At 38.5% G+C, this 11,846-nt stretch carries 10 protein-coding genes; 6 read left to right on the forward strand and 4 right to left on the reverse strand.

All coding sequences use genetic code 11. The features are described from left to right. Positions 1-966 carry an AAA family ATPase gene (locus tag BFP71_RS03525; RefSeq protein ID WP_069834055.1) on the forward strand — a complete coding sequence of 322 codons (966 nt, stop codon included), beginning with the start codon at positions 1-3 and terminating at the stop codon, positions 964-966. Here BFP71_RS03525 and BFP71_RS03530 read toward each other — a convergent pair. Further along, on the reverse strand, positions 963-1,823 hold the full coding sequence (locus tag BFP71_RS03530; protein ID WP_317040703.1) for a 3-hydroxyacyl-CoA dehydrogenase NAD-binding domain-containing protein: 861 nt from the start codon (positions 1,821-1,823) through the stop codon (positions 963-965). The genes BFP71_RS03525 and BFP71_RS03530 overlap by 4 nt on opposite strands. Further along, complete coding sequence (pheS, locus tag BFP71_RS03535; protein WP_069834056.1) at positions 1,820-2,839, reverse strand: phenylalanine--tRNA ligase subunit alpha; 1,020 nt, start codon at positions 2,837-2,839, stop codon at positions 1,820-1,822. The genes BFP71_RS03530 and pheS overlap by 4 nt, the downstream gene beginning before the upstream one ends. A 77-nt stretch (positions 2,840-2,916) precedes the next feature. Between pheS and galE the strand changes: the two genes are divergently transcribed. The 4 genes from galE (at position 2,917) to BFP71_RS03555 (ending at position 7,803) form a co-directional block, all read left to right on the forward strand. After that, positions 2,917-3,954: a UDP-glucose 4-epimerase GalE gene (gene galE / locus BFP71_RS03540; protein ID WP_069834057.1), complete on the forward strand. Its 1,038-nt coding sequence runs from the start codon at positions 2,917-2,919 to the stop codon at positions 3,952-3,954. Between the two features lie 77 nt (positions 3,955-4,031). Then, entirely contained in the window at positions 4,032-5,357 is a 1,326-nt protein-coding gene (locus BFP71_RS03545) for a UDP-glucose dehydrogenase family protein (protein WP_069834058.1), read from the forward strand. After that, positions 5,354-6,340 (forward strand): UDP-glucuronic acid decarboxylase family protein, encoded by a 987-nt coding sequence (locus BFP71_RS03550; protein ID WP_069834059.1) that lies wholly within the window; start codon positions 5,354-5,356, stop codon positions 6,338-6,340. The genes BFP71_RS03545 and BFP71_RS03550 overlap by 4 nt, the downstream gene beginning before the upstream one ends. Positions 6,341-6,372: 32 nt before the next feature. Further along, a complete protein-coding gene (locus BFP71_RS03555; RefSeq protein ID WP_088124855.1) occupies positions 6,373-7,803 on the forward strand; it encodes a capsule assembly Wzi family protein in 1,431 nt (476 codons plus the stop codon). 6 nt (positions 7,804-7,809) lie between these two features. Here the strand turns inward: BFP71_RS03555 and BFP71_RS03560 are convergent, their stop codons facing one another. Together BFP71_RS03560 and BFP71_RS03565 are read right to left on the reverse strand one after the other, a co-directional pair. Further along, a complete protein-coding gene (locus tag BFP71_RS03560) occupies positions 7,810-9,336 on the reverse strand; it encodes a capsule assembly Wzi family protein (protein ID WP_069834061.1) in 1,527 nt (508 codons plus the stop codon). Between the two features lie 82 nt (positions 9,337-9,418). Then, positions 9,419-10,795, reverse strand: a complete 1,377-nt coding sequence (locus BFP71_RS03565; RefSeq protein ID WP_069834062.1) for an undecaprenyl-phosphate glucose phosphotransferase — start codon at positions 10,793-10,795, stop codon at positions 9,419-9,421. 362 nt (positions 10,796-11,157) lie between these two features. Here BFP71_RS03565 and BFP71_RS03570 point away from each other — a divergent pair, with 362 nt between their 5' ends. Beyond that, entirely contained in the window at positions 11,158-11,811 is a 654-nt protein-coding gene (locus BFP71_RS03570; RefSeq protein ID WP_069834063.1) for a hypothetical protein, read from the forward strand. Positions 11,812-11,846: the final 35 nt, after the last annotated feature.

An 11,846-nucleotide genomic window follows, 5' to 3' on the forward strand; every position in this document is an offset into this window, starting at 1 on the left:
ATGAGTGATTCTACATCTGATGTCGCACTAGCCGACAAGTTCTTTGAAGATTTCAAAAAGTTAAAAGCAGAAGTTTCCAAAGTTATAATAGGTCAAGATGAGGTAGTGAACCTCTTGTTGACATCCATTTTCTGCCAAGGCCATAGCTTATTAGTTGGAGTACCAGGACTCGCGAAGACATTACTCATTCAAACCATATCGCAAGCGCTCGATTTGAGCTTCAAAAGAATTCAGTTTACTCCAGATTTGATGCCATCAGACATCCTTGGAGCAGAAACTATTGATAAGGATCGTAATTTTAAATTCATCAAAGGACCAATCTTTGCCAACATTATCCTGGCTGATGAGATTAACCGTACGCCCCCTAAAACGCAGGCAGCCCTTTTAGAATCGATGCAAGAATATTCGGTAACAGTCGCCGGACAACATTTCGATCTAGATAAACCATTCTTCGTATTGGCAACACAAAACCCGATTGAGCAAGAAGGAACTTACCCCTTACCCGAGGCCCAATTAGACCGTTTCCTGTTTAATATAACACTTACTTACCCTTCATTTCAGGCAGAAGTTGATATTGTAAAGAACACTACTTCAGAAGTGAAAAATGAGGTTGCTCACGTTTTAGATGCAAAAGAGGTCATCGATTATCAACAATTGGTAAGAAGAGTTCCTGTTTCTGATAATGTGGTGGAATACGCGGTTGGATTAGTCCACAAGACAAGAGTTGCCAGTGATGCGGCCCCTGAAATTACCAAGGAATATGTGGAGTGGGGTGCTGGTCCGCGAGCTTCTCAAAGCTTAGTAATTGCAGCAAAATGCCATGCCTTAATCAGCGGCAAATACTCCCCAGATATTGAGGATGTTCAAGCAGTTGCCAAACCTATTTTAAGACACAGAATTGTCAGAAACTTCAAAGCTGAAGCTGAAGGTATTACTATCGATAAACTTATAGAAAAACTGCTTTAATCGTAGTTATAGAATCCTTTTTTACTCTTTCTACCGTGATGACCAGCGTCTACCTTCTGCTGCTGAATTCGTGATGGCCTAAATTTAGAGTCTTGATGAAAAGCATTAAACATGGACTCTGTGACAGAGTAATTCGTATCAACGCCGATCAAATCCATCAAACGGAAAGGCCCCATCTTAAAACCAGAGCTTTCCACTAACCGATCTATTCCTTCCACATCACAAACATCTTCTTCAAGGACTCTTAGGCCCTCTACATAGAAATGTCTCGCCACACGATTCACAATAAAACCAGGGGCATCTTTAGCCATTACCGGAACTTTACCAAGTTTCTTCGCAAGTTCATAGACAGTATTTGCCACAGCTAAACTTGTAGCGGCTCCAGATATAACTTCCACCAACTTCATAATATGCGCTGGGTTGAAAAAGTGCATACCTACAAAACGTTCCGGATGATTTAGACTCGCTGCTATTCTAGTAATAGGAATAGAAGAGGTATTTGTCGCCAAAATTGTCTCTTCTTTATTGAGTTCCTCAAGTCTTTGGAAAAGCTTTCGCTTTACGTCTAACTTCTCTACAATAGCTTCAATCACTAAATCAGCAACAAGAGAGTTTTCATCTACGGAGAAAGAAATTCTATTCAGTGTTTCCTCTTTTTGCTCATTAGTTAACTTACCTCTTTCAATTCCCTTAGTTAGGTTTGATGCTATTATCGCTTCAGCCTTTTTCAGAACATCTCCATTGAGGTCATATAGAACCACATCATATCCGGCAAATGCACTAATCTGAGCAATTCCTTGTCCCATTGTTCCGGCGCCAACAATTGCTATTGAAGAAATATCGGTAAAAGCCATCATAAGGAATTAAACTGCTTAAGGAAACGAACATCATTTTCGGTAAAAAGCCTGAGATCTTTAACACCATATCTCAACATGGTTATCCTTTCAATCCCCATCCCAAATGCAAAACCAGAATATATTGATGAATCAATATTGCAGTTTTCAAGTACATTTGGATCTACCATTCCAGCACCTCCAATTTCAACCCAACCTGTATATTTGCAGATATTGCATCCTTCGCCATGGCAAATTTGACATGATATATCAATTTCTGCACTTGGTTCAGTAAAAGGAAAATAAGAAGGCCTAAATCGAATCTGTGTCTTTTTAGAAAACATCTCTTTAGCAAAATGGTAAAGCGTCTGTTTTAAATCAGAGAAGGAGACTCCTTTATCCACGTAAAGTCCCTCCATTTGGTGGAACACACAGTGTGCCCTCGCCGAAATTGCTTCGTTCCTAAATACTCTTCCTGGTGATAAAGTACGAATAGGTGGTTCTTCGTTTTCTAAAACTCTGATTTGCACACTAGAAGTGTGAGTTCTTAAGGCAATATCAGGGTCTTTTTCTATGAAGAAGGTATCCTGCATTTCTCTTGCCGGATGGTTTTCAGGGAAATTAAGCGCTGTGAAATTATGCCAATCATCTTCTATTTCAGGACCAGAAGAAACATTGAATCCAATCCGTTCAAAAATTTGAATGAATCGCTGACGAGTCGCCGTTAGCGGGTGAATAGATCCAAAAGATGACTTAGCAGATGGTAGTGTCAGGTCGGCATGTGACTCGTCTCTAACATTATCAGAATTTAACGACTCAATAAGTTCTTGAAATTTGCTTTGTGCTAAGTTCTTTAATTCATTGACCTTTTGTCCGAATGCCTTTTTCTGATCATTGGGCACATCCCTCATTTGAGAAAAGAGATCGCCAATTATATTCTTCCTACCTATAAACCTCAATCTATATGATTCTAGGTCATCGGCATTACTTACTTTAAATGAATTAATCTCTTCTGAAATAGACTTAAACTGGTCGGCCATAAATAACTCCCTTATTAAGCAACAAAAATAACAGTAGTTAGGGATTAAATGAGCCTATACTCCTATTTTTGAGTCGTATGAAAAATATTCTCGTTACTGGCGGAGCTGGGTATATAGGATCCCATGTTGTAGTAAAACTTCATGAGCACGGATACAATCCCATCATAATGGACGACTTTTCCAACTCACGGCATTCGGTTCTTGAGGGCATAAAGAACATTACTGGTAAATCATTCAAAGTTTACGAAGGTGATATCCTTGATCAAAAGTTGCTGAAGGAGGTTTTCAGTAGTCAGAAAATTGACGGGGTCATTCATTTCGCCGCAAAGAAGGCAGTCGGAGAATCGGTTGATAAACCTCTTTACTATTATAAAAACAATGTCTCGGGTCTTGTGTCCATACTTGAAGTGGTTCAAGAGTATAAAGTTAAGAATCTCATTTTCTCTTCTTCCTGTACAGTTTATGGCCAACCCGATAGTTTACCAGTAACAGAAGAGACGCCAAAAAAACCAGCCAATTCGCCATATGGCAATACAAAACAAATTGGTGAGGAAATATTAGAAGATACGATCAATTCTGGAATAGACTTAAAAGCAATCGCATTAAGATATTTCAATCCAATCGGTGCTCATCCATCCGCTGAAATAGGAGAACTTCCACTTGGAGTTCCAAATAATCTTGTTCCCTTCATTACCCAAACAGCTGCGGGTTTGCGTGAATCACTGACTGTATTCGGGGGCGATTATAATACACAAGACGGTACTTGCATACGTGACTATATACATGTCATGGATTTAGCCGATGCACACGTGAGGTCTATAGAGTATCTTGAAACGGAGTATGACTTAAACTTTGATGTGATAAACGTTGGTACTGGAAGTGGCAATACTGTTTTAGAAGTCATTAAGGCTTTTGAAGAAACAAGTAAAGAAAAACTTAACTTCAAAATAGGCCCAAGGCGTCCGGGAGATGTAGAAAAGATTTACGCACAGGTGGATAAGTCTAAAAGACTTCTCAAGTGGCAAACCCAGTATTCTCTCGAACAAGCGATGAGTGACTCATGGAAGTGGCAGCAAAAATTAGCCAACAACTCATCGACAGATTCTGTCAGTTAACGAATGAATGTTAACTTTGAACGATCAATAATTAATAAGAAATCACACAGGATACATTTGTATCAAACTTTAACATTATGAAAATTACAATCGTTGGAACTGGATATGTAGGCCTTGTTACAGGTACATGTTTTTCTGAAGTAGGTATAGACGTTACGTGTGTTGATATTGATCAAAAAAAGATCGACGGCCTTAAGGAGGGCATCATGCCAATATATGAACCTGGTCTAGAAACCATGGTACTGAGAAATGTTGAAAAGGGCAGACTACACTTTTCTACCAGCCTCAAAGATAGTATTCAAGGCTCAGAAGCTGTTTTTATAGCAGTTGGAACTCCTCCGGGAGAGGATGGTAGTGCGGATTTGAAATATGTTCTAGCAGTTGCTGATGAAGTCGGCCAACATATGAACGATTACATAGTAGTAGTTACTAAGAGTACAGTACCAGTAGGCACTGCTCGCAAGGTCAAGAACACAGTAAATAAAGCACTTGAGAAAAGAAAATCCGAGTTAGCATTCGACGTGGCCTCAAATCCAGAATTTCTTAAAGAGGGAGCGGCAATCCAAGATTTCCTTAAGCCAGACAGAATAGTCGTTGGAGTAGAAACTGACCGCGCGAAAAAGATTATGGAGAAATTGTATAAGCCATTTCTTCTTAATGGACACCCGACTATTTTCATGGATGTCCCATCTGCCGAAATGACTAAATACGCAGCTAATTCCATGCTAGCAACTAAAATTAGTTTCATGAATGACATTGCGAATCTCTGCGAAATAATGGGCGCTGATGTAAATATGGTTAGACGCGGAATCGGTAGTGACTCAAGAATAGGTACCAAGTTCATTTATCCTGGAGTTGGCTATGGTGGCTCTTGTTTTCCGAAAGATGTAAAAGCCCTTATAAAAACAGCCGAAGAAAATGGATACCCTATGAGGGTTCTTAAGTCTGTCGAAGATGTTAACGAACATCAAAAATCTGTTTTAGTCAACAAAGTCAAAAAGCATTTCGGTGACAATCTAACGGGGATGACTTTTGCTGTTTGGGGGTTATCCTTCAAACCTAAAACAGACGATATGAGGGAAGCCCCATCCATAGTGATCATAAATCAACTCATTGAATTAGGGGCAGAGATTAAGGCTTTTGATCCAGTAGCAATGGAAGAAGCGAAAAGAGATCTGCATGACACAATTACTTACTGTAAGGATGAGTATGAGGCTTTGGTTGACGCTGATGCACTTCTTTTAGTTACAGAATGGCCCGAGTTTAGAGTACCTAACTTCACTGTTGTAAGCAAACTTCTTAAAAACAAAGTTATTTTCGATGGTCGTAATATTTATGACCCTGCTGAAGTTAAAGAACTGGGTTATGTTTACTACGGTATCGGCTTAAGTCAAGAGCAATGAAAAAGAGAGTTCTAATTACAGGGGCTGCAGGATTCTTGGGTTCTCACCTTTCTGATCGTTTTATAAAAGAGGGCTTTCATGTTATCGGAATGGATAACCTCATCACGGGAAGTTTAGATAATATTGAACACTTGATGCCACTTGAAAACTTTGAGTTTCATCATCATGACGTCTCTTCGTTCGTTCATATAGCTGGCGATCTAGATTATATTCTACATTTCGCTTCTCCCGCTAGCCCGATAGATTATTTAAAAATACCCATTCAAACCTTAAAAGTAGGTTCTTTAGGCACGCACAATTTGTTAGGCTTAGCAAGAGCTAAAAATGCCCGGATGCTTATTGCCTCTACTTCCGAAGTCTATGGAGACCCCTTGGTACACCCACAAGTTGAGGAATACTATGGAAATGTAAATCCAGTGGGTCCGAGAGGTGTTTATGATGAAGCAAAGCGTTTTCAGGAAGCTATTACAATGGCCTACCATACCTATCACAACCTAGAAACTAGGATAGTGAGAATTTTTAATACTTATGGGCCAAGAATGCGATTAAATGACGGCCGGGTACTACCTGCCTTTATTGGACAAGCGCTCCGCGGAGAGGACTTAACTATTTTCGGTGATGGTAGCCAGACCAGGTCTTTTTGCTATGTTGATGATCAGGTTGAGGGTATATTTCAACTACTCATGTCCGATTACGCTTACCCAATTAATATTGGAAATCCTGACGAAATCACCATTTCTCAATTTGCTGAAGAAATCATAAAGTTAACTGGAACTCAACAGAAAGTTATTTACATGGATCTTCCGAAAGATGATCCTATGCAAAGACAGCCAGATATTACTAAAGCAAATGAGGTTTTAGGCTGGTCGCCTAAAGTAGATAGATCAAAAGGTTTAAAAATAACCTACGACTATTTCAAATCCCTTCCAAAAGACAGGCTTAACAAGACAGAGCATAAAAACTTTTCTTCTTTTATTAAGTAGCCTTACAACCTTTTTACCGTTAAGATAGTCTAATGCATATGGTCAAGTTTAGGCTTATTATAATATTGATTATTGGGTATTCAAGTATTTATGCTCAAGAAACTGTACATGACAGTATCAATTCCGTCACTCACAGCCTAAATATAGAAAGTGGTGTGCTTATAAGCGCTAAAAGTGAATTGCCCTTTTGGGTAAGAGGAAACAATTCCCAGCGTTTCAAGCAGGGCTCGGCCAATTCCGTTTATCAAATACTTCATTATAACGGCAACTATCAACCCATAAAAAATATTGCACTAAAATGGGAGTTGGAATCATTGTTAAATATCCGTGAACGGATTGATGGCAGGATTATTCAAGCAAACTTGAGTATAGAATCAAAATTAATTAGAATAAGGGGGGGATATGATGAAGAGTTCTTTGGACTTAATGACAGTACCCTCTCCATTGGAAACTTAGTATATGGAAATAATGCCAGCCCGATCCCAAAGGTATCTATTTCAACAAATGGGTGGCAAAGAAGCCCTCTGTTTGGCAATCATCTATCATTTCAAGCCTATTTAGCCCATGGTTGGTTTGAGCAGAACAGGTTCCAAAGTGGAGCTTTTCTTCATCAAAAGTACCTGTACCTCAGGGTTAAGGCTTTTAATAGTCGCTTATCCATAATTGGGGGCTTAAACCATAATGCACAATGGGGTGGAGCAAATGCTACTAACGAATCATCTCAACCTACTGGTATTAAAAACTATCTACGCATTTTGATGGGTTCTTCAGGTGGATCCGATGCTAATCTAAGTGATCAAAATAATGCTTTAGGGAATCACCTTGGAAGTTATGACTTGCGAGGTACACATGAATTTCGGCACTTTTTTCTCTCAAGTTATTGGCAGTTTTTATGGGAGGATAAATCCGGTCTAACACCCTTCAATTGGAGAGATGGACTCATGGGAGCTTCCATTGATTTCAAAAACAATGGACTAATCAACAAGGTGGTCATAGAAATCATTAGAACTAATGATCAAGACGCAGATAAAGTTAGTGATGATGGATTATCATTCCTTGAGCCGGATAACTTCTTGAACAACAACACTTACCAAAGCGGTTGGACATATTTGGATAATGTTATTGGCAACCCTGTTTTTCTACTTATTCATCCTGATTCAGATGATTTTAGGTCAAGAGTAAAAAATATGGTCAATGGGCTGAATGTATCTATTGGCGGAAACTTGAAGGGCTTGTCTTACAGTATAACTTACAGAAAGTTTAAAAACGCTGGGACTCGTTACGAATCAATAGAACCAGGTTTAGACGTCAGGTCTGCCATTATCTATCTTTCAATACCGACAATTCATGGCTCCTTTGGTATTCGAGGAGAATACGACTGGAGCAATTGGTTAGGTAAAAATTTCGGTTTTCAATGTCAGTACAGAGTAGATCTGTCAAGCATCTTCAGAAAAGGTAATTAGCCTTTATCAATATATTCGGTGGTTATAACTCAATTCTAATCCAAAGAGGTCATACATGTCTCCAAAGTCTTGGGCAATTTTGATATTCAAAATACCACGTTGAGTTGGGCCAATGTTTTTAATTCCTAGTTCGATCACACTATAAAACTGTGTTTGTTCTGGTCTGAACGGATAGTCAAAATCTGGATCACTCAATATTCCGTTCCACGAAAAACGGCCATCATACAAGCCAGCATATGAACCGAAATTCCTTGAATAAGTAAACAACCACTTAAGGTCTATCGATTTTGTCAAAGCTCCACTCACTCCCAAATTAAGGGCCCATAGTCTGTTATTTGCTATGGCCACCCCATGGTTGGAATACACTTCGAAAAAGTTCAAAGTTCTTGCATAAGTGAGAAACAGTGGGTTTCCAATAACCATTCCATTATAAGTCCAGCCTGATCTGTATAAATAGTTATTGTAATAATCATCCCTTTGTCCAAAATCATAGCCTTGATTGTCTTCAATTGTCTGAATATTTCTCGTAGGATCTGGTATACCAGGTCCTCCTTGCCATTTAGACTGTACCATTTCCAATTGAACTCGTCTGATTCCTATATCTTTTGCTGGAAGCTCCCAATTCAAACTGATCATATAATCCGTCAAACTTATGTATTGGATTCCGCCTTCATCTTCAAAGGGTTTTTGATAATTCAACGTCAAATTGTGACTACCAAATTCTTTCTCCAGGGTGATTTCGGTGATACCAAGGTGGTTACCAACAGCATTGCTCTCCCCGGCCATTGTCCCATCGGGGTTAGGTATGCCCTCACCAAGAAATACTTTTAAATAGTCATCAAAAGAACTTGGTTGCTTAACACCATTCGGATCATATCCTCCAAATTGAGCGAAATGTATTATGCCTGAAGAAACTTTTAAGCCAAGTTCTCTACTCAAATCAACTTGGGCATGGAAAGACTTATAGTGTAGTTGGGCTTTGGATATATATCTGGCACTTTCAAGCCATCCATGAGCGAGATTTCCCTTTAACTTAAAATAATCATGCGTAAATGGAACACTAAAGTAATCATCATTGCCTAAAATCAACATAGGCACTGGGGTGGCATTATTACTAATTGCCAATGAGCCAGTACCAAGCCCGCTGGACGTTCCCCCTACCTCTCTCTGAACTCTGCCTATTTCTAATCTCCAATTTCTGTACTTCGCTCTAAAATAGGCCGAAGAGAGTACGTCATTTCGGAAAGACACACCTAAGCTTATATCGAATGATTTGGATAATTTATTTTGATAAAAAGCATCCCCTTTTACGAACAAAACATCGGTTGCATCTACCTCTCCATAACTACCGAATTGAATGTAGTGCGGCAAAAACGCGTTGTCACCAGAAAAATAGAAGCCCGTTCCGACCGAGAGACTTAGAGAGTCTGAACTAACTTGTGATAATGCCTGACTAGTTGATAACTTTAAGGCCAGACAAGTCAGCAATAAGGCTCTTAATACTGTTGATTTCCATTGATCTATCGAAAACATATTAAAATACAAAAAAACATCAAGGACAATTTTACTAATAAAATATCACACCCTAAGATGCCTCGGTAAAGAGAAACAGAGCTTAATAGGCATTCCCTCTATCTTTAACCACTGAAATTATTGTTTGAAAAATAATTTTCACATCTAAGAAGAAAGACCAATTTTGGAGATAGAAGCGATCCAATCTTACTCTTGAACTCATCTGATAAAAACACTCAATTTCACCTCTATATCCTTTTGCCTGTGCCAAACCAGTAACTCCTGGCTTTGAAGAATGTCTTTGAAGGAACTTTTGAACGCGATTCTGGTAAGATTCATTCATTGCAATTGCATGAGGTCGAGGTCCTACTATAGACATGTCACCCTTGATAACATTAAAAAATTGGGGGAATTCGTCTAGACTGGTTTTCCGAAGAAACATCCCAAAACGGGTAACTCGTGAATCGTTTTTAGACGCCCATTTTGAATCAGCCTCATTATTTAAAATCATCGATCTGAATTTGTAGCACCAAAAGGTCTTGTTATTTTTCCCATTCCTCTCCTGTTTAAAGACAACAGGCCCGCGTGATTCGATTTTAATAATAAGTGCAACAATTGGAAATAACCAGCTTATTATCGTCACTATGACGATGGTGGAAAAAACAATATCAAAGGCCCTCTTGACTACACGATTCACCAAAGAATCTAAAGGTAGATCATTGATATCGACAATCGGCATACCTTCATACTTTCTAAAGCTGAATATCTTCAGAGAGTCTAAATCCACGGATGGTATTAGCTTAACTTTAATGAGTCTGGAGTCTGCCAAATCAACAATCCTATTGATTTTATAGCGCGAAACTTTCTCACTCACGTAGATATAATCCAGATTGTCTAAGTCTGATTTGAAAAAATCATCCAGTGTTCCCAGAATTTCCTCATTTGAACCATTAACCTTATCATTGGAATAAAAGCCTTCACAGCGAATACCATAGCTCTTCTTACGTTTCAGTAATGAAAATAGTCGAACTCCAAGCTCATCAAAGCCAATGATGACAGCCCTCCTAAAATTGTAACCGAGCTCACGATAACGCGCAAGAGTGGCATGAATGGTGAGTCTTAACAAGGTATTCGAAAGAAAAATCGATGAAATAAGAACAATTATGACATTCCTTGAGTAAGTATCAATCCTTAAAATGAAGAGTGTGAAGAAGAAAACTGAAATGAATATGAAGCTATTGTAGAGACTACTTTTTAGTGTTTCTGAATAAGTGCTCTGTCTTTTAGACTTGAAACTTCTGGTCGCTAGGCCAATTATCAGCCAAATTATGTTTCCTACAAATAAGTGATTAATGAAAGTCCCAAAATCACCCCAATGATCTTTTTTTAGATGAAAGATCATAACAAAACATACACATAGCACAATCAATTCCGAAAAAAGGAATAAAAAGGGAAATAACTGGTCAAATCTTTTCCTCATCGAATTATTTCATTCGTTCCGAATTATACGAAACATTAAGCACTAATCCAGTTTATCATTTGTTTATTACAACTGACTACCCTGAATAAACAGATAAGGAAGATTTCGCTAAAGAGTATCAAAACTACATTGGCAAAACTCAAGCACAGTTGGATGTTACAAATTGTTTCATTAAAAATGATTATATGCTTGTGTCTAAAAGCTACCCAGTAGTTTTTCATCATTCACAAGCTCATTTATCTTCCAAAATTGTGATCTACCTCCCTTGAGATAATTTTTAGGGTACACAACATAAATTTCCATACCCTTCATTATCTTTAGTTTTTCGATTATTGTTAGTATCACTAAACTTAAAGAATCATATGAGGATCAATATTATCCTGCTATATATATATATATTTACATTATTATCTTGCGAACGAAAAATTGAAAAAGAAACAGTCATATATTTTAATGATTTTGAAGGTACCCTGACGGGAGAACTCACTGGGGCGGTTCAACATGTTTTCAACGGAGAGCAAATGTTAGGTAACTATAATGGTGGTGGCTTTAGTCTACACCTCTCCAGCGTACCAGAACACAGATATATGTTGATATCGTTTGATCTATATATTCATGACTCTTGGGATGGAAACTCAATTAGTCCGAATGGTCCAGATTTATGGACATTACAATTGAATGCGCTTCTTCACAAATCAAATCCAGCATTCAAGTTTGAGACCTCTTTCTCAAATAGCCCATGTGTAAGCAGTCTCTGTTATGAGCAGTCATTTCCTGATGAGTTCCCATTCATCCATAGTCCCAGGTTCATGTCTGACACGGAAACCAGAGGGCTATGTCATTTGGCTGGCTCACCCACTGGAACAACAATCTACCATATAGAGAAAGGCTTTAGAAGCAGCGATCAAGTTATCTTTTTGGATTTCTATGATCGGTTGGTTCAGACCAATGTGGCTAATCCGGTTTGTGACGAGAGTTGGTCACTCGATAACCTTAGAATCTCTGTTTTAAATTAAATGGCGGGTTTAAGATTTTCCTTGATCGCATTTTT

It is taken from the genome of Roseivirga misakiensis, from assembly GCF_001747105.1.
GTDB lineage: Bacteria > Bacteroidota > Bacteroidia > Cytophagales > Cyclobacteriaceae > Roseivirga > Roseivirga misakiensis.

What these genes read in the sequence shown, in the direction of transcription:
- pheS (WP_069834056.1), bottom strand. Translation starts at nt 2,839, where the DNA reads ATGGCCGACCAGTTTAAGTCTATTTCAGAAGAGATTAATTCATTTAAA.
- BFP71_RS03530 (WP_317040703.1), bottom strand. Translation starts at nt 1,823, where the DNA reads ATGATGGCTTTTACCGATATTTCTTCAATAGCAATTGTTGGCGCCGGA.
- BFP71_RS03570 (WP_069834063.1), top strand. Translation starts at nt 11,158, where the DNA reads ATGAGGATCAATATTATCCTGCTATATATATATATATTTACATTATTA.
- BFP71_RS03550 (WP_069834059.1), top strand. Translation starts at nt 5,354, where the DNA reads ATGAAAAAGAGAGTTCTAATTACAGGGGCTGCAGGATTCTTGGGTTCT.
- BFP71_RS03565 (WP_069834062.1), bottom strand. Translation starts at nt 10,795, where the DNA reads ATGAGGAAAAGATTTGACCAGTTATTTCCCTTTTTATTCCTTTTTTCG.
- BFP71_RS03560 (WP_069834061.1), bottom strand. Translation starts at nt 9,336, where the DNA reads ATGTTTTCGATAGATCAATGGAAATCAACAGTATTAAGAGCCTTATTG.
- BFP71_RS03545 (WP_069834058.1), top strand. Translation starts at nt 4,032, where the DNA reads ATGAAAATTACAATCGTTGGAACTGGATATGTAGGCCTTGTTACAGGT.
- BFP71_RS03555 (WP_088124855.1), top strand. Translation starts at nt 6,373, where the DNA reads ATGCATATGGTCAAGTTTAGGCTTATTATAATATTGATTATTGGGTAT.
- galE (WP_069834057.1), top strand. Translation starts at nt 2,917, where the DNA reads ATGAAAAATATTCTCGTTACTGGCGGAGCTGGGTATATAGGATCCCAT.
- BFP71_RS03525 (WP_069834055.1), top strand. Translation starts at nt 1, where the DNA reads ATGAGTGATTCTACATCTGATGTCGCACTAGCCGACAAGTTCTTTGAA.